This is a genomic window from Candidatus Krumholzibacteriota bacterium, from assembly GCA_016931295.1.
In the GTDB taxonomy this organism is placed as follows: domain Bacteria; phylum Krumholzibacteriota; class Krumholzibacteriia; order Krumholzibacteriales; family Krumholzibacteriaceae; genus JAFGEZ01.
Map to the genome: position 1 here is coordinate 42197 of JAFGEZ010000005.1, position 18399 is coordinate 60595.

General features: G+C 67.7%; 11 protein-coding genes and 2 tRNA genes. 4 read left to right on the top strand and 9 right to left on the bottom strand.

All coding sequences use genetic code 11. The annotated features are described in order from the left end of the window. The 6 genes from JW876_02335 to JW876_02360 form a co-directional block, all read right to left on the bottom strand. Positions 1-2838 carry a tetratricopeptide repeat protein gene (locus tag JW876_02335; GenBank protein ID MBN1884349.1) on the bottom strand — a complete coding sequence of 946 codons (2838 nt, stop codon included), beginning with the start codon at positions 2836-2838 and terminating at the stop codon, positions 1-3. A gap of 216 nt (positions 2839-3054) precedes the next feature. After that, positions 3055-3130: transfer RNA gene (locus JW876_02340), tRNA-Lys, on the bottom strand. 80 nt (positions 3131-3210) lie between these two features. After that, the gene (locus JW876_02345) at positions 3211-4800 is read right to left on the bottom strand and encodes a M20/M25/M40 family metallo-hydrolase (protein ID MBN1884350.1); all 1590 of its coding nucleotides are present in this window, start codon (positions 4798-4800) and stop codon (positions 3211-3213) included. Between the two features lie 191 nt (positions 4801-4991). Then, positions 4992-6671, bottom strand: a complete 1680-nt coding sequence (locus tag JW876_02350) for a hypothetical protein (GenBank protein MBN1884351.1) — start codon at positions 6669-6671, stop codon at positions 4992-4994. Then, positions 6668-7069: a BlaI/MecI/CopY family transcriptional regulator gene (locus JW876_02355; protein MBN1884352.1), complete on the bottom strand. Its 402-nt coding sequence runs from the start codon at positions 7067-7069 to the stop codon at positions 6668-6670. Before JW876_02355 ends, JW876_02350 begins: the two co-directional genes overlap by 4 nt. A gap of 257 nt (positions 7070-7326) precedes the next feature. Continuing rightward, the gene (locus tag JW876_02360) at positions 7327-7764 is read right to left on the bottom strand and encodes a single-stranded DNA-binding protein (GenBank protein ID MBN1884353.1); all 438 of its coding nucleotides are present in this window, start codon (positions 7762-7764) and stop codon (positions 7327-7329) included. Between the two features lie 192 nt (positions 7765-7956). Here JW876_02360 and JW876_02365 point away from each other — a divergent pair, with 192 nt between their 5' ends. The 3 genes from JW876_02365 to JW876_02375 all read left to right on the top strand — a co-directional run bounded on the left by JW876_02365 (position 7957) and on the right by JW876_02375 (position 11351). Then, entirely contained in the window at positions 7957-9798 is a 1842-nt protein-coding gene (locus JW876_02365) for a glycosyltransferase family 39 protein (protein ID MBN1884354.1), read from the top strand. Positions 9799-9899: 101 nt separating this feature from the next. Further along, the gene (locus JW876_02370) at positions 9900-10373 is read left to right on the top strand and encodes a redoxin domain-containing protein (protein ID MBN1884355.1); all 474 of its coding nucleotides are present in this window, start codon (positions 9900-9902) and stop codon (positions 10371-10373) included. Between the two features lie 297 nt (positions 10374-10670). Next, a complete protein-coding gene (locus JW876_02375) occupies positions 10671-11351 on the top strand; it encodes a hypothetical protein (GenBank protein ID MBN1884356.1) in 681 nt (226 codons plus the stop codon). Between the two features lie 93 nt (positions 11352-11444). Here the strand turns inward: JW876_02375 and JW876_02380 are convergent, their stop codons facing one another. The 3 genes from JW876_02380 to JW876_02390 all read right to left on the bottom strand — a co-directional run bounded on the left by JW876_02380 (position 11445) and on the right by JW876_02390 (position 16475). After that, positions 11445-13616, bottom strand: a complete 2172-nt coding sequence (locus JW876_02380) for a hypothetical protein (protein MBN1884357.1) — start codon at positions 13614-13616, stop codon at positions 11445-11447. Between the two features lie 210 nt (positions 13617-13826). After that, entirely contained in the window at positions 13827-16142 is a 2316-nt protein-coding gene (locus JW876_02385; GenBank protein MBN1884358.1) for a PD40 domain-containing protein, read from the bottom strand. Between the two features lie 259 nt (positions 16143-16401). Continuing rightward, positions 16402-16475: transfer RNA gene (locus JW876_02390), tRNA-Arg, on the bottom strand. A gap of 209 nt (positions 16476-16684) precedes the next feature. Between JW876_02390 and JW876_02395 the strand changes: the two genes are divergently transcribed. After that, a complete protein-coding gene (locus tag JW876_02395) occupies positions 16685-18316 on the top strand; it encodes a tail fiber domain-containing protein (protein ID MBN1884359.1) in 1632 nt (543 codons plus the stop codon). Positions 18317-18399: the final 83 nt, after the last annotated feature.

Sequence of the window (18399 nt, forward strand, 5' to 3'; positions counted from 1 at the left end):
TCACACCTGGCCGCCGGATTCTCTTCTCGAGGCATCGAGTTTGAACCATACAAGCACGATCACCGACAGCATGAAAAGGATTACCGTGAGAACCGGGACCGGAAGACGGGGATCGGAAGGGCGGATATCCACCGCGAGCGAGCCGTCGCCGACCACGACGAATCCCGCCCAGTAGAAGGGATGACTCGTGCGGGGATCGCTTCGTATCTCTTTCTTCGCGAAGGTGAGGGCGATGGAGACCGGACTGCCGGCGGCGAGTCCCCGGTAGAACGCCGACATGAGCGTCGCCGTGACGTCGTCGTCGACGGGCCATGAGGTCGACACCACGACGGGTACACCCGCGCTGAGGAAGGCCGAGGTCAGGCCCAGCACCCCTTCACCGCTGCTGGCGCGTCCGAGGGCCGATTCGCATCCCGACAAAACGGCGAGCTTCGCCGGTATGGTGCGGGCGGCGATGTCCTTCGCCCGCAGGTAGGGATCGACGGGCACGCCTGCGCCTTCGCCGCTGCCGACGCCCGTGCCGGACGGCCCCGCCGCTTCCCGCGGCCCCGCCCCGAGCAGTATCCCGGAGAACCATGGTTTCTCGTTATTCGCCACGAAATGGGCCGCGACGTGAAAGACCTCGAATCCGTCCGTGCCCGCTCCAAGCGAATCCAGATCCGGTTTCCCCTCCCGTATCGTGACGCCTTCGAGCATCCGGGCGATGGTCGAAACCTCTTTCGCCGCCCCCTTCATCCCGGCGTCTCCAGCCGGCAGCAGCGCGACGATGCCGCCCGCAGACGCGCGGTCCCCCCGGCCGGCGGGACGGTCGCGAAGGAGAGCCAGGACCGTGGCGGACGGCAGGTACTCGATCTCGTACGCATCCATCAGCAGGCGGGCGCGATCGGGTCCGGGCGCCGGCAGGACGCCGAAGGGGACGGCGCTGAGGTACGAGTCGGGAGAGATCAGTATCCGTTTCGCCGAGTGCACCATGTTGTCCACCTCGCCGAGGAGGAGGCGAGAGACGGACGCGCCGATGCGGGCCGTCTCTTCCGCGGATATATCGACGCCGCCATCGGATCCGGGCGGTCTGTCAAGCCCTTCCAGAAAGAATGATATCTTTTCGGCGAGACCCGAATCGCGTCCGGGCAATTCGACGAGCCGGAACGAGCGGGAATCGACGGCGAAGAGGAAGGTGACCGAATCGCCGACCGCGAAATCGACGAAGAGATCCCCCGGCTGCAGGACCTCTTCCATGAGGGCGGACAGCCGTATCGTCTGGACCGGCCCTGCCTCCTCATTCTCGGTGCGGCGCTGTCCGCGCGCCGTCATCCGCTCGGCGAGCGTGCGGGCCTTGAACCGCTGCAGCAGGTCGAAGAGGGCGGCGGCCCGTGTCTCGAACGAGTCCTCCGGCGGGTATTCGAGCAGCACGCGGCCGACGTCGACGAGGTCGCGGATCCGGCCGTGCGCTTCCCGCCACTCGAGGGCGCCCGTGCTCAGCCTGAAGTCCTCGAGCGTGTCCACGGAGCGGAGATACCAGTCGCGCGACTCGCGCGGGTCACCGGTCGCCCTGTAGGCGGCGCACAGCTCGAGGGATGTCAAAAAGCGGTCCTCGAGCGACCCGGTGCGCCGTGCCGCGTCCACCGCCGCCAGGGCCCGTGCGAGGGCCTCCTCGTTTCTGCCCAGCCGGCGGAGGCACCGCGAGAGATATTGCCCCATGCCCGGTTCGAACTCGGCGAGCATTCCGTTGTCGAGCGCGTCGACCAGGACGGCGGCCGCGGAATCGGCCTTTCCGCTCGATGCCAGCGCGCGGGCGAGACCGTATGCGGCATCGTCGCGCTGCTTGCGGCTGAGCCCCTCCCCGAGGGCGAGCGCCCGTCGATAGATGCGGGCCGATTCATTGGTCCGGCCCTGGGAAAGCCGGACCTGACCCAGCGTGCAGAGGACCATGCCGGCGAGGTCCCGGTACCCTCGCGTCTCGCATCTCTCCAGCGCTTCCAGCAGTATCGCCGCCGCGTCGCTGTACTGGCCGAGGTAGGACTTGGCCAGGGCGACATTGGTGGCGGGGACGATCGCCCCACGCCCGTCGCCGATGGAGAGGTTCAACTCGTAGGCGCGCTGCAAGTACTGGGCGGCGACGGCCATGTCGCCGTAATGGTATTCGAGGTTGCCCAGGTTGTTGAGGGCTTCGGACCGGCGCGCCGTGTCGTCGATCTCGATGCTCGTCTCCAGGACCCGCCGGTAGACGTCGCGGGCCGCGTCCGGGCGCTTGCGCGCGTTGAGGGCCCGTCCGAGACCGACCAGGGCGATCAGCTGTTCGTGTGTCCGGCCGCCGCGCTCGAACACCCCGGCTGCCCTGGCATACTCGGATTCTGCTTCCTCGAACCGGCCCGTCTTGAGGTAGACGTATCCGAGGCCGGTCCTCGCCCACGCTTCCCCGGCGAGGTCGCCGGAGCGCACGCACAGGGCCAGCCGTTTCCCGTTGAGCTCGACGCTCTCCTCGTACCTGCCGAGGAAGGCGGTCGCGATGCTCTTGAATCCGAGGGCGTCCGACCAGCCCGCCGTGTCGCCCGCGGCCTCGGCCGTCAGGCGGGCGGCCTCGAGGGTCGCTTCGGCCCTGCGAGCATCCCATGCGAGCTCCATCCGTCCCTGCAGGACGAGCAGATGGACGACAGCCGCCGAATCGCCCGAAGATCTTGCCGTTTCCAGCATCCCCGGTATCGCCGCGGCGACCGTATCGTACCGACCCGCAGCGAAGAGGCTGTCGACGGCCGGCAGCGACAATCCGGGCGGTCGCGCGGCAGCCTCCGCCGCCGCCGTGCCGAGGGTGACAAACGCGAGGAGGAAGCACAGCAGCAAATGGCATATCTTCAAGCCGCTCATAAATATAGGGTATCATACGAAAACGCGGTCTTCAAGCGGAACAATTCCTGACCGCGGGTTGTGAAGACGAGGACCATGACCACCGATATGTCGAGGACGATTTGGATCAATCGCCGCCAGCACCGCAGACGATTCCACGACCCAACCAAAGCGGGCATGGTCGCGTTATTGATTGTCAGGGAAGAAGTTAAATGGTACGCCGCCAGGGAATCGAACCCCGAACCTACTGATTAAGAGTCAGTTGCTCTGCCAGTTGAGCTAGCGGCGCACCACGTGCTCGAGTCTGCTTTTGGAGGCCTTAATGTATAGCCTCCTGCGGAATTATGCAAGAAAAATAAGGCCGCGCGGCTACTCCCCCACGGGGAAGGCGCGCCGGCCCCGCAGGCGTACCACCGCCCCCGCGCGATCCACGCGCACGGCCAGCCGGGCGGCCGCCTCGGCGGTCTGCGCCGTGCTCTCCAGCGTCCAGGCGGGATCGTACTCGTCGTCCGGCGTGTGGTACTCGCCGGTGAAGAACTCCCGGATATGGTTCACGCCGTCCTCGAAATCCTCCCCCGCCGAGATCCAGATCGCGGGGATCCCCCGCCGGGCGAAGCTGAACTGGTCGGAGCGGTAGAAGAAGCCCTGTTCGGACATCGAGAACATTCCGTATTCGAGTCCCATCTCCGCGGCCACCTCGCACATGAATCCGTCGAGCGTCGAGTGGCGCGCGCCGACGGCGAAGAGGTCGCGCGACGGCCCCCAGACGGGCGACGACTCGAAGTTGACGTTGCAGAGGACGCTCGACGAGTCGAGCCCGGCGGCGAAGCGGCGCGAGCCGAGGAGCCCCGCCTCCTCCGCCCCGCAGGCGAGAACGATCACCGGGTGCCTGAGCTGTCGCCTGCGCTCGGCGAGCGCCTGGGCCGTCCCGATCATCGCCGCCACGGCGGCGCCGTTGTCGATCGCCCCGTTGAAGATCCCGTCCCCCTCGAGGGAGGGATTCAGGCCGAGATGGTCGATGTGCGCGGAGAGGAGGATCGCCCGACCGTCCCCGGCCGGCGAGCCGGCGGGAATGACGCCGGCGACGTTACGCGCGGTCACGGACCGGTGCGCCGCCGTCCCGGAGATCGACACGGAGAAGCCGAGCGGCACGGGTTGGAAGCCGCGCGTCTCGGAGAGCAGGCAGAGCTCGTCGAACGACCGCCCCGCCTCCGCGAGGATCTCGCGGAGCCGCTCCTCGCGGATCCAGCCGCGGAAGAGGAGGTCGCCGCCGATCATCGACGGCAGGTAGAGCTCCTCGCCCCCCCAGGAGTTGCGGACGACGGGCCAGCCGTAGCCGGCCGTCTCCGTCGTGTGGACGAGAAGAATCCCCCGCGCCCCGCGGCGCGCCGCCTCCTCGATCTTGTACGTCCAGCGGCCGTAGTAGGTCATGGCCGGCCCCTCGAAGAGGTCCGGGTCGTCCCGCCCCGGCTCGTTCACGCGGACGATCGCGATCTTCCCCGCGAGTGAGGCGTCTCCGTAGTCGTTCCACTCCCAGTCCGCGGCGTCGATCCCGTAGCCGGCGAAGACGGCCTCCCCCTCGAGGGCGAAGGGACCGCCGCCCCCCACGTACGAGCCGACCGCGTCGTCGCCGAGGGCGAGGCGCACGCCCGCGGCCTCGATGTCGAGCGACTCGAGCGTGAAGCCCTCGAGGGTGAACTCGTGGAAATACGATCCCTGCCAGGGCTCGATGCCGAGCGTGCGCATGACGCTCCGCATGTACTCCTCGGCGAGGCGGCCGCCGCGCGTCCCCGGCGCGCGGCCCTCGAGGAGATCGCTCGAGAGGAACTCGATGACGCCGCGCATCGTCTCGGTCCGTATCGAAACGTTCTCCCGGGGCGGTTCGTGGACGAGGGTGCAGGAAGCGAAAAGCGGGATCGCGGCGAGTGCGGCGGCGAGAGAACGGATCGATCTGGTCATCGCTGCATGCCTCCGTAAGCGGGGGTTCGTCGAAGCGTCGGCTTCGACTATACGCCGTCCGGGCGCAGGCCGCAATCGGGGAGAGTGGGCGGGAGGCCGCGGAAAGAAGGACGCGGCCGCGAGAAACAGGGCGGGGCGCCGCGCGCTGCGGCGCCCCGCGACGGATCGAGGGTGTCGCGCCTGCGGGACCGTCAGTCGCCGGGCGTCTCCAGGAAATCGACGAACACGCGGTTCGCGCCCGCCTCGTTCAGGGCTTCGAGGACATCCTGGAAGGCGCCCTTCGGCGCATCCGGGGCGGAGCGCAGCCTGACCACGCTCCCGCTCCCCTCGCCGACCAGGCGCCCTTCGACGATCGAAACGAATCGCTCCATCTCGACCGTCTCGCCGTCGACGGAGACGCGCCCGTCGCCGCCGATCAGCACGTCGATCACGAGCTTGGCCGGCAGGGACTCGATCCGCTCCGCGGCCGCCGGGGGCGGCAGCACGAGGGGAATCGCCTGCCGATGCGGCCCGTCGTAGCGGACGCGGGAGAGCCCCGCCGCAACGAGCGCGCGGTGCACCGCGTGCACCTGTTCCATCGGCACGTCGTCGGCGGCGACGATCTCGACGACCGCCTTCTCCCCGGCGTCGGCCGCGATCCGCTCGAGACGGTCCGCGAGCAGGTCGATTTCGACGCGCTCGTCGTCGACGAACACGTCGTTCCTCATGATCACGATGCTGACCGCTGCGGGCGCCCGGAGGGGCGCCGGAGCGGCGGCGGGTTCGCTCGCGGCCGGCGGCGCCGGCTCGGCCACCGGCAGAGGCGCCGGTTCCCGCTCAGGCTGCGCCGGAGGCGGTGGGGGCGGGGGATCCGCCTGCTCCTGCGCCGTCGCCCCGTACCACGACAGCGAGAGGGCGAGCACGCCCGCGACGCAGACCGCGAGCAGCCGACGTTTCCTCGACATCGATCGCATGACATCCTCCTCCATTCGATACCTGACCCGCCGGAGCAGGCCGTTGCGTCCGCCGATCAGCGAGGAGGCCGGGACGCCCGGCGCCGGGGGGCGCACGAGCGACTCGGCGATCTCGACGAGGTACCTCGAATAGGCGACGCCGGCGCGATGTTCGGGCCCGACCGCGTCGTCGTCGCAGGCCATCTCCCGGCAGTCCTCCAGGCGGCGATCGAGGACCCACACGAGGGGATGGAAGAAGTAGAGGGCGCGGACCAGGCGCTGCAGCGCCTGGACGAGCCCGTCGAGGCGGCGCAGGTGAGCCGCCTCGTGCCGGACGACCATCCGCCGGCACTCGTCGGTCCACCCGTCCCACGCGGGCGGCACGAAGACCCTGCCCGGGACGAGCCACAGGGCGAGGGGCAGGACGATCCGTTCGCTGCGCATGACCTGCACGCCCGTCTCCTGCTCGTAGCGCCCGGCGCCGGGCGCCGGCGTCGCCGCGCGCAGGTCGCGCGCGAGACGCACCGTCGCCCGGACCGTCCACGCGAGGAGGACGCAGGCGACGACGCCCCAGGCGAGGAAGGCGATCGCGGCCGGATCGAGGCGGGCGCCGGCGGCCGCCGGCATCGCCGTCGTCCGCGCCGCGCCGCCCGCAGTCTCCCACCAGGCCGTGAATCCCTCCGCGCCGACCGCCCGGCCGAGCCGCGCGGCGATGACGGTGGCCGGCCCGCCGAGGCGAAGCGGCAGGAAGGGCGGCAGCAGCAGCTTCAGGAGCCCGACGACCGCCACGGCGTGGCGCACGCCCGCCGGCGAACGCCGCATGAGGCGCAGCGCGACGAGGACCGCGGCGAGGACGACGGTGTTCTGGAGGACGGCGACGCCGAAATAGCCGGCCCATGCCTGTCCCCATTCGTTCAGGATCAAAACTGCGGCGTTCACGATCCCTCCTCTCCGAGCTCCCGCTCCTTCCTGGCGACGAGCCGCTTGATCTCGTCGATCTCCTCGCGACCCAGGCCGTCGAGGGACAGGAGAGCGCTGGCCATGGCGGCGGGGGATCCGCCGAAGACCCGCCGGATCATCGACGCCGTTTCGTCCCGCTCCAGGTCCCGTCGCGATCGCGCCGGCTCGTAGAAGTTGACGAGCCCCGTCTTCTTGCGGCGCAGCAACCCCTTGCGCTCGAGCGTGTTCATGACGGTCTGCACCGTGGTGTAGGCCTTCTCCCCGCGCGGGTAGGCGCGCTCGAGCACGTCCCGCACCGACGGCGCCCCGCCGATCGCCCAGACCGCCTCCATGACCTCCCATTCGACGGGTGTCAGTTTCGGCTTCTTCCGTTTCATCTTTCCTCCTCGTATGCTCGGATATCTACTATAACCATAGTAAAGATACGAAGCGTGCAGGAGGGTGTCAAGAAGAAATCCACGGGGCGCGGAAGGGCCCCATCCCCGCGCCGCCCGCCCCGGCGGGCAACGGAAAACGCCGGGCTCTCCCCGCGGGAGAACCCGGCGTCCCTTGTCGAACCTCGTCCGGGAAACGGCGCGCAGCGTGCCGGGCAAACCGTTCCGCCCCGCGGGCGCGCCGGTCGCGCCCCGGTCAGCTAGAACGGCAGGTCGTCGTCATCGTCCGCCGGCGCCGCCTGGCTGCCGTTGTCGGCGGGGGCGCGCTGCGGAGCCTCGCCGGGGACATACCCCTGGTCGCCCGCGCGGCCGAGCATCTGCATCGTGTTGGCGACGATCTCGGTGGTGTACCGCTTGTTGCCGTCCTTGTCCTCCCAGTCGCGCGTCTGGATCCGGCCCTCGATGTACACCTGCTTGCCCTTCCTGAGGTACTGGCCGCAGATGTCGGCCAGTTTCCCGAAGGTGACGATCCGGTGCCACTCGGTCCGCTCCTGCCGGTTGCCGTCACGGTCGTTGAAGACCTCGCTCGTCGCGATACGGAAGTTCGCGACCTGGCTTCCGCTCTGCGTGTGACGCACCTCCGGATCGGCGCCGAGATTGCCGATGAGGATCACTTTGTTGACACCACTCATCACCATGCCTCCTGCGTAAAAAAAAGAAACGAACCTTCGAACCCTTCCCAATCCCCGCATCCCCGGCAGGTTCGCGCCTTATTGTACCCGCTCGCCGCGCGAGGTCAAGGAAAATGCCTTGTCGGTTGCCGGCGATGCCGCTTATCTGATATACTATCCGGACGGCTCTCACCCTCGGTTCAAGGAAGTATCAAAGCGATGACGCGCTTTCGGCAAATCACGGGCGGACGCGGCGAGATCGCCGCCGCCCTTTTGATCTTCATCGTGCTCGCCGCCGGCCTGCGCCTGTGGAACTGCACGGCAGCATCCCTCAACAACGACGAGCTCTCCACCTGGTACCGGAGCGATTTCTCATCACCGATCGACGTCGTCAGGGAGGGCGTCGTCCCCGACGTACATCCGCCCGGCTACCAGATCCTCATGTGGGCGGTCGAGCGGACCGCCGGCGAGTCGGCTCTCGCCCTTCGGCTCCCCTCCGTGCTCTTCGGCATCCTGTCGACCGTCGCGATCTTTTTCCTCGGTCGATCGCTCTTCTCGTGGCGCGAGGGGCTCTACGCCGCCGCGATGATCGCCACGCTCTGGTGCCCCGTCACGTACAGCCGCATCGCGCGCGCCTACTCGCTGCTGCTCCTCCTGTCGATCCTCTCGACCCTCTTCTGGACCGGGATGATCCGCGGCCTCCGCACAACCGCCACTTTGCCCCGCCGCGACGGGATCCTCTATTTCGCCGCGGCGATCGCCGCCTGCTACACGCACTACTTCGGCCTGCTGCTCGTCGCCCTCCAGGGCGTTCTCGCCTTCGCGCTCCTCGCCACCGACCGCCGCGCGCTCCTCCGGGCCGCCGGGCTCTACGCGGCCGTCCTCCTCGTGTTCGTTCCCTGGCTCCCCGCGATGCGCGAGCAACTCGCCCGCGGGCCGATCTGGATCCGGCGCCCGCAGTTCAGCCCGTGGTACCATCTGCTCCATGTCTGGCGATTCTTCTTCGACGATTCCCGGATCATGGGCCGCATCGCCCTCGCCGCAGCGCCGGCGCTCGCCCTCGCCGCGCTCGGCGTCGCCGTCGCCCGCCGGTCGTGGCGCGTCCTCGGCCGCGCGGCGGTCTCGCGGGAGGCGGGCCTCGTCCTCTGGGCCGTCGCCCCCTTCGCCGCGGCGTTCATCCTCTCCCGCGTCTCCTCGCCGATCCTGACCAACCGGAACATGATCATCTCGCTGCCGGCCGCGATCCTGCTCGTCGCGCGAGCCCTGGCCCTCGTCCCCCTGCCCCGCGGGGCACACGCGGCCGCGGCGGTCCTCCTCGCGGCGCTCCTCACCGACCAGCTCGTCTATTCGACGCGACTCTACTCGCGGCCGTCCGGCGAGCAGTTCCGCGAGGCGGCAGAGTACGCGTCGAGCCGCATCCTCGACGCGGAGAGGACGCTCTTCGTCACCGTGGCGCACCAAAAGGAATACTTCGACTACTACCTGCGCGGCCTCCGCCGGGGGCGCGTCGCCGACATCAACTTCCGGCATCCCCGGGACTGGGGCGAGGTGAAGGCGCTTCTCGAGGAACGGGAACACGACAACATCCTCCTGCTATCAGGCGGGATCAACGACCGGCAGCATCGGCAGATGATCGAGAACGCCGGATACGTCCGCACGGACCGGCGCCAGTTCCGCCGCGCCTGCTGCAGCCTCTACGAGAAAGGTTCGCCTGCGGCAGGACGGCGCCGAGCCGGCGGCAGCGGGGGGCACCCGGCGCCCGCCCGCGCGGCGGAGACGCCCGAGGCGCTCTGGGACCGGGCGCAGGGCCTGCGCGATCCGGCCCGGCGCATCGAGACGTGGCGAAAGATCGTCACGCTCCACCCGCGTCATCGATACGCGCCGCAGGCGCTGCTCATGATCGGGTTCGCCTGCGTCGAGGAGATCGGCGACACGGTGGCGGCCCGCGACGCCTACAGGGAACTGATCGCGAGCTACCCCCACAGCGCGAGCGCCGGATCGGCCCGTTTCCTTCTCGACGAGCTCGACGGAAAGGCTCCTGTCGCCCTGCCAGGGGACTGAGTCCGTTTGGATTCGGGTTGACCGGCGTCGCCCGGTGGTCCATGATCGAAACAGTTCTCGATACGGCTCGCGACTATCACCCACACACGGAGGAGGCCACCATGGCAACGCTCAACGTCGGCGATCGGGCCCCCGATTTCACCATCCCGATGACGATGGAGGATACCTGGACGCTCTCGGATCATCTCGGCGTCAAGAACATCGTCGTCCTCTTCTTCCCCCTCGCCTACAGCCCGCCCTGCCACGCGGAGATGTGCTCGTTCAGGGACGGATTCAGCGAGTTCAAGGGCCTCGACGCCCATGTCGTTGCGATCAGCGTGGACAATCCCTTCGTGCTCACCAAGTGGAAGGACGAACTCAAGCTGCCCTTCCAGCTCCTCAGCGATTTCAACCGCGAGGTCGGCCCCGCCTGGGGCGCCTTCCACGAGGAGCTCGGCCCCCTGAAGGGCGTCGACAAGCGCGCCGCCTTCGTCATCGACAAGAAGGGCATCATCCGCTACGCATGGGTCTCGGACGATCCCGGCGTCATGCCCGACCCCGGCGAGATCAGGAAAGCGCTCGACAGCCTCTCCTGATTCACCCCCCCGTCAGTGAACGAATCCGACCCCCGCGGCGGAATGCCGCGGGGGTCAATTATTTTTACCGCGACGGCTCGCCTCCCATCTCCGCGCCACCCGTCGATGGAACCCGCAACTCGTTGTAATAATTATTAATAATGATCTCATTTTATTGCAATGTTGACAGTTACAATATTATTTGTTATGCTTTGTCCGTACAGGTGAAGGCGCCATCAATCGCCCGTCATCGGCGGGCGCCCGACAGAAACGCGGCGACCGGGAAAGGACCCGGCAGTCCGAAACGGAGACACAACGATGAACCGGAGATCGATCATCATCTCGCTGGCGCTCGCGGCCGCCCTCTTCGGCGCCGCCGGCGCCGCCGCCGATCCCTGCCTGATCGTCTACCCGACCGCGCCTGCACTCTACATGTACGACACGTCGGAATACTACACCGTCGCCCCCGGGCATCCGCTCTACGACGCCGCCTACGATCGCGGCGGCGAGGTGCTCCTCGAGACGAACACCGACGAGATCGACCACACGATCTACCAGGCGCCCGGCCTCTACGGATTCATGCCGTCATGGGAGGGGCTGGACGGGTATTTCTTCAACGAGAATCCCTTCACGATCGTCGTCGACGCCTTCAGCAACACGCCGCGGATCTTCAGGAACGTCGTTCTCATCTTCGACTGGTACGACCGCGCGGACTGCGATCCCCGGATCACGGTGAACGGCGTCCGGATCGCGAGCCCCGTGGTGCCGATCGGCGACATCGCCGCTCTCACGCCGGCGGCGAACGGCAACAACTACTCCGACACGAGAGAGCTCGAGATCACGTGGCGCTACTGCGAGGGGCTGCGGGTCTGGGCCTTCGCCGACGAGGATTTCGACGGCGCGCGCGACGGCGGCGAGTGCTTCACCGCCTTCTCGCACGACATCACGATCGGCACGGAAGCGTCATCGTGGGGAGCGATCAAGGGTTTCTACAGATAGATTCATTCTCGAAGCAGTGGAGCGAACCGAAGCGACGAGCCCGGGGCCGGGGGGTCCCCGGGCTCACGTGTATTCGACCGCGCCGCGTGTTTCCTACTCCACCGGCTCCTCCTGCCGCAGCGACTCCACCTGCGCGCGCAGTTCGGCGAGCTCCCGCTCCATCCGGGCCACGTTCGCCGCGATCGACGCCGCCCGCTGGGCGTCGAGCTCGGCCGCGGTCATCGGCTCGCCGGGGACATCCTCGCCCGGACCAGCGATCGTCGGCTCGACCGTGCCGTAGGCGGTGGGGATGAAGACGAGCGAGAGCTGCCGGTCGTAGGCGAGATACGTGCCGCCGAACGTGGTGCCGAGCATGTAGTAGTTCCGCGTCCCCGCCGAGACCTGGAAGAGCCCCGAGCAGGTGACGGGCACGTTGTAGGTCCCCGTGGGCGAATTGCCGGCGAACCCGAGGTAGACGTCCTGATTCGCCGGGAAGATCGACGCGTTGTTCGACACGCCGAAGTTCGCTCCCATCGTTTCTCCCGTCACGTGTCCGATCTGCGCCTGGCAGGTCGCGATGGCGAGCACGTAGCCCGAGGTCGGCACGGTGATGCTCTGGGAGGCGATCACGGTGATCGCCGGACTGGCTTCGATCGTGACGCCGAGGCCCCCCTCCTCGAAGCTCGCCGCGCCGGCCTCGTTCACGATCTCGGCGTTCGAGATCGAGCTCGCCGGCAGACGCACGGCGTCGTCCCCGGTCGTGCCGAGGTCGAAGACCGCCGAGCCGCCGGTGCCGAAGATCGAGACGAGCGGATCGCCCGTGCCGTTGTAGTTGCCGTCCACGCGGAACGCCGTGTAGGTCGGATCGCGCTTCACGTAGAAGTAGCCGCCCTCGCCGTTCACGTCGTACATGAGCGCCGCGGTCGTCTGCTCGAGCTCGTCGTAGAGGGTGAGGCTGCCGTTGCGCGAGGCGGCGCCGATCCTGACGTCCTCGTCCACGTGCAGGCGCGCGGCGGGCTCGGTCGTGCCGAGCCCGAGATTGCCCGTCGCGTCGAGACGCATCCGCTCGACGTTGCCCGTGGCGAACATGAGCGGATCGGCCGTCATGACGTCGATCAGCATCGGCCCGGCGGCGGTCCCGGCATGGATCATGGAGAGGTTCGCCAGCGGAATGCCGTTGGCGGTCGTGCCGACCGCCTCGGCGGCGTATTTCGCGAGGCGGAGATAGTCGTAATCGCCCCCGGGCGTCTTGAGATCGATCTCCGAACGGCCGTTCGTGCTCGCCGTCGAGATCCGCTCCCCCACCGTGCCGGTGCCGCTGACGTGCACGTCCGTCGCCGGCGACGTGGTGCCGATGCCGATGTGGATGCCGTCGTTGTAGAGGTTGCTCGTCTGGTGCCACTCCATGCCGTCGTGGCGCAGCGTCATGCCGAGGATCCCCGGCGGGAGCGCGCCACCGCCCGATCCGGTGAGTGACTGCCAGTTCGAGCCGTCGTATCCCTCGAAGTCGCTCCCCGTCCAGCGGATCGTGCCGGCGTGCGTGTTCGCCGTCGTGCCGAGACGGACGGCCCCCGCCACGTCGAGCTTCTCGAGTGGGCTGTAGACGCCGATGCCGTAATCGCCGTCTGGGGCGAGGCTCAGCAGATTGACGCCGTCGATCCGGGTCCTGAAGTGGTCGTCGGTGTCGAAAAGGGTCATCGCGCGCAGCCCGCCCCGCATGTACCCGATGGCGGGACGCGAGGAGGACTCCGCGGCGTTCACGTAGATGCTGGAGTAGCTGCCGTTGTGACCGTTGTAGAGGATCCCCACCTGTGTGTCGCTCTCCCCGGTGACGACGAGGGGATACCCGGGGGATGTCGACGTCCCGATGCCCACGTTGCCGCTCGAGGGGAAGATGTTCGATTCGCCGTGGACCCCCTTCGCGGCGAAGGCGTAGGGTGTCGCCGAGAGTTCGACGCGCGGCGCGAGTTCCGCCTCCGCTCCGACCGATACGCCGAGGTAGTAGCGCGCGTCGAACGGGAGGTCGAGCTTCATCACCGATCCGAGCATCACACCGAAGATCCCCTTCGTCACCTGCACGGACGGGTGCGTCTCCTCCCAGAGGGGCGTGCCGCCCGAGGCGACGTTGTAGATCCTGAAGGTGATCGGGTAGGCGCCGTCGGGCACCGCGACGCCCCCGGCGTCGGTGAGGACGCCCTGGTAGCTGACGGCGTCCGCGATCTCGGCGGCGCCGGGACATGCGAGCACGGCGACGAGAACGAGCGCCGGCAGGATCGATCGTTTCATGTCTTCCTCCTTGTTCGGGCGAACCGCCGACGCGACGCACCGGAGGAAGCCCGCACGTGCGATGTATTGATTGAAACAGCCGCTTCGAGAATCATGCTACGCGACGGCCGCGCGAGCGTCAATCGGGATATGAGGCGGGAAAACGAATCGACGGGCGCACCGCCCGGTGCTCGGCTTCCAGCGGCTGCAGTCAACTACGTCTTTCACGCGTTACAGGGATGCGCCCTGCCGCGGAGATTTGAACACCTCTATCGTGTTCCTTTCGAGGATGCTGTCCCTGTACGGTGCGATGCCCGTCAGGATGTCGATGGCCATGCTGCTGTCGGTGACCGAGACGACGGCGATGGACTCGCCGTCCGGACTCCATGCCGGCATGCCTTCCTTGACACCCCCCTTGGTGAGAAGCAGCGCATTCCGGCCATCGGCGCCCATGACATATATATCCGTGTTCCCCCAGTCCTTGGCCGTGACGGCGATGAATCCGCCGTCCGGGCTCCAAGCCGGCCTGAAATGAACCATTTTGGGCGACTCGACAGTGACGACGGCGCCGGAACGCCTGTCGAGCACGCACAGGCCGTCGCCCTTCCGTATGTACGCGACACGTCTTCCGTCGGGCGAGAGAGCGGGATAGCTTATTCCGCCGACAGCGGTGAGCCGCTCCGATCGCCCGGTCTCGAGATCATTCACCCATATCTCGCTCCCGCCCGAGCGATCCGAGCAGAACACGATCTCCCCGCCGTCGCCCGACCAGCAGGGAGACACGTTCCTGCCGTCCGCCACGATCACCGACTCTACGTGATCCGACGCGTCCAATACGCAGATCTCGTACCCCTCGCCGGTCAGTCGCGAAAACGCGATCCGCTTTGAGTCGGGCGCCCAACTGACGGGATCCTCGATTCCCTCCCCGACCGCGATGCGCCTGGGTTGCCCGCCCCCGATCGAAATCACGCGGATCTCTCCTCTCCCGTATCGATCGATCGTCCGGTACGCGATACTTTTTCCATCGGGAGACCATGCCGGGCCCGAGCAGCGCATACCGCTTTCAGGGACGAGGCGCCGCCGTTCGAGTTCCCCGGCACGCGCGTTCCGCCGGTAGATCGCCGCGACACCGGAGGCGAAGTAGATCTGCGAATATCTCAACTCGCCCCGCACGACCGCCTCGTCGTAGAGGATCGGCCGAAGCTTCGGCCGAATGACATGGATGAGCGGAGGATGAAGAACGAGATACTCGACCTCGTTCTTCCATAGCTCGCCGAGGGTCGTGTCGTACGGTCCGACGGGGATCTCGACGTACCGCCCTCCCGCATAGAAGGCGAAGAACGGTTTCCGGTCGGCGACCGCATCGACCGGAGAAATCTGCCCGTCGAAGCGGCGCCCTAGCCGCTTCGCCCACCCATACCCGTTCGACACCGGCTGCGTCACCTGGTCACTGTTCAGGATGCAACAGGCGCCGAACGACAGAACGCCCAACGCCAATGCAGCATTCCGGTACCCGCGCCTCGCTATGCCCTCGACGGCGACGAACGCGTAGAGCAGCAGGAGCGGGATGTACGGATAGATGAAGCGGGGCTCGCTCCTGAACGTGAACGGGGGAAAAAGAAGAAACGAGATCATGGCGGCGAGCAGGAACGAGCGCTTCCTGAACATGCCGAGAAGCCCCAGGAGAAAGAGCACTGGCGATACGTGCCGAGCCAGCAAAAATAGCTCCCGCGGCATACGCTTCAGGTAATCGGCCGCGACCGCAAGGATCCCGTCGTTGCCGCGCACTGCCTCGATCGCCTGCTCACTCCCGGCGAATGCCAGCCATCCCTCGCGCAGCTTCCATTGTTCGGCGCTCGTTCCGAAAAGGCCGGTCTTGGAAATCAGAACGAGGTGATTCCCGGACAGCGATTGGGCCGCGACATTGAGTGCATAGATGGTGACGAATCCCGAGAGAAGAACGAGCAGCTGTTTCGGCCGGCGTATCATGACGATCGCCAGCACGACGAGCACGCCGAGCGCTTCGGGACGCGTGATCGCCGCCGCGCCGAAGAGCAGCCCGGAATACAGATGTCTCTTCTGCGCGAAGAGCAGGAGGCCCGCGAGCACGCAGAAGAGGTACAGGGACTCCGACATGGTGATCGTCGACAGCCGGATGAACAGGGGCGTGAGGGCAAGCAGCAGGCTCGCGAGGAGGGCGTTGCGCCGCTCGACGAAGCGCCTGCACAGCGCGAAAAAGACGAGGATGGAGCCGACCCCCGCGATGAGGGAGACAGCTTGCGCGGCACGCACGCCGTCGCGCACTATCGGAAGGAGCAGGGCGATAGCCACCGGATACCCGATCGGGAAGCCGCTCGCACGGTACGCGGCATCGAAAAACGAACGGGCGTGGTTTATGTAGTACGTCCCGTCATAGGTGACGAGATCGAATGCGCCGAGGAAGGGGATTCTCGCGAGCATCCCCACTCCCGCGAGAGCGAGATATTCATGGCATCCCCTGAACGCGCGGGGCGCACGCCGCTTCTCGTTCCTGTTCCTCTTTTTCATCCTGCAAAGCGACCATCTCGCGGACGATATCGATCGCGACGAATCTTTTCCGGGCCGGCACTGAATTATGGCACAACCGCACGGCCTTTTGACACTAAAAGTGCCGCTCGGGCGGCACTTCACCGAATCCCGCACGGGAACCATGGCAGGAATGCAGCGTGCCCGACCGTGAAGATACGGCTGTCGGAGTCCCGAGACGCTGCGACGAAGCCGCCGCATCCACCATTCGGTCCGGCAACATGTTGTGCAAAACAGAAAGCGCGCCCGGCAGGACTCGAACCTGCGACCTACGGATTAGAAGTCCGTTGCTCTATCCAGCTGAGCTACGGGCGCACGTCATGCCACGGGCCGTAGTATAGCGAAATCCCCCGCGGCGCGCGAAAGAAAACTCCCGCGCCCGGCCGCGCGTCAACTCCCCGGAACGGCCGCCGCCCGGGCAATTGTTTGACACCGAATCCCGCCCGTGTCAGAATCGCTTCGGCTCATACCCTACGCATCGTCATCGACCACGTGTGTTCGTTTGCCGCGAAGGAGGCTCGTCCATGAGAACCGCCGTCGTCATCGTCGCGTTGTCGCTCATCATCGCCGGGACCGCCGGTGCCGGGGTTCCCGCCGTCGTCAGCTACCAGGGCGTCCTCACCGACGCCGGGGGCGCGGCCGTCCCCGATGGCGGCTACCCCGTCGAGTTCCGCCTCTACGACGTCGAGACGGGCGGCGCACCCCTATGGATGGAAGGGCAGGCGGTGACCGTGCAGAAAGGCATATTCACCGCGCTGCTCGGCCTCGCCGCGCCTCTCGAGCCCTGGCTCTTCGAGCATCCCCTCTGGCTCGGCGTCGCCGTCGACGGCGAGGCCGAACTCGCCCCGCGCGTCATGCTCACCGCCGCGGCATACAGCATGGGCGCGGCGTCGGTCCAGGACAGCGCCGTCACCTGGGCGAAGATCGCTCGCGGGGCGGTCACGGGCGAGAAGATCGCCGACGAACAGGTCCTCCGCGCCCTGAACGGCCTTCGCGACGAGGTGGCGCTCGTCGCCGGCGACAACGTGACGATCACCCCCTCCGGCCAGGAGATCGTCATCGAGGCCGCGGGGGGCGGGAGCGGGATCGGCGGAAGCGGCCTGGCGGGCCAGGTCGCCCTCTGGGACGGGGAAACGAGCCTCGCCGGAACGAACGAGCTCTTCTGGGACGAGGCGAACGGCCGGCTCGGCGTGGGCTCGGCGGCGCCGAACGCGCGGCTGCGCGTCGAATCGGCCGAGGCGCTGACGGCGGTCGTCGCCTCGACGCACCAGGCCGACACCACGCAGGTCATCCGGGCGAACTACCTCGGCGGGGGGAACACCGACGCGACGGCCGTCTTCGGCCTCTCGTGCCCGTCGGACGGCTGGGGCTTCGGCGGCAAATTCATCGGCGGCCGAACGGGAGCCTACGGGTTCGCCAACGGCGGCGGGCATCTCGCGCGCGTCTACGGCGTCTTCGGCGAGGCCTCGGGAAACGAGTCATGCGACGACTACACCGTCGGCGTGTGCGGGACCGCCTACGGGACGTGCACCCTGGGCAGCATCGGCGTCCTCGGGCAGGCCAACGGTTCGGCGATCGCCTCCCATTTCGGCATCTACGGCGAATCGCTGGGCAGCGGCGTCCGGTACGCCGGCTACCTCCGGGCGACGGCGACGGGACCGGGCACCCGGTTCGGCCTCTTCTCGCAGGCCAACGGCGGCGACACCAACTACGGCGTCTACGCCTCCGCGCCCGTCCAGGCGAACAGCTACGCCCTCTTCGCCGACGGCGACATCGTCTATTCCGGCAGCGTCTACAACGATTCCGACGCGCGGCTCAAGGAGGCGGTCGCGCCCCTCGACGGAGCGCTCGACCGGATCATGCGCCTCGAGCCGCGCTCCTTCCGGTTCCGGCGGGACGGCGAGGCGGCGGACCTGCACCTCCCGACCGGCACCCGGCGCGGGTTTCTCGCGCAGGAGCTCGCCGAGGTCCTTCCCGGGCTCGTCAGGGAGATCGTCCACCCGGTCGATCCGGAAAGCGGCGACGGCGCCGCGCTGCGCCGGGTTCTCGGCATCGACTACGTGCAGCTCATCCCGCTCCTCGTCGGCGCCGTCCAGGAGCAGCAAAAAGAGATCGAACGGCTTCGCGCCGAGATCGACGCCTTGCGGGAGCGGTGATTCGCGGCCCGGAGGTGGTTTGCTCCGTCGTTGCGGTCCGTTCCCGGCCGTGGTATACTAGGGGCCGGCTCACCAAGTCACAC

Coding starts and splice junctions, on each gene's coding strand:
- JW876_02380 (MBN1884357.1), bottom strand. CDS start 13,616: ATGAAACGATCGATCCTGCCGGCGCTCGTTCTCGTCGCCGTGCTCGCA.
- JW876_02395 (MBN1884359.1), top strand. CDS start 16,685: ATGAGAACCGCCGTCGTCATCGTCGCGTTGTCGCTCATCATCGCCGGG.
- JW876_02375 (MBN1884356.1), top strand. CDS start 10,671: ATGAACCGGAGATCGATCATCATCTCGCTGGCGCTCGCGGCCGCCCTC.
- JW876_02345 (MBN1884350.1), bottom strand. CDS start 4,800: ATGACCAGATCGATCCGTTCTCTCGCCGCCGCACTCGCCGCGATCCCG.
- JW876_02370 (MBN1884355.1), top strand. CDS start 9,900: ATGGCAACGCTCAACGTCGGCGATCGGGCCCCCGATTTCACCATCCCG.
- JW876_02360 (MBN1884353.1), bottom strand. CDS start 7,764: ATGGTGATGAGTGGTGTCAACAAAGTGATCCTCATCGGCAATCTCGGC.
- JW876_02385 (MBN1884358.1), bottom strand. CDS start 16,142: ATGAAAAAGAGGAACAGGAACGAGAAGCGGCGTGCGCCCCGCGCGTTC.
- JW876_02365 (MBN1884354.1), top strand. CDS start 7,957: ATGACGCGCTTTCGGCAAATCACGGGCGGACGCGGCGAGATCGCCGCC.
- JW876_02355 (MBN1884352.1), bottom strand. CDS start 7,069: ATGAAACGGAAGAAGCCGAAACTGACACCCGTCGAATGGGAGGTCATG.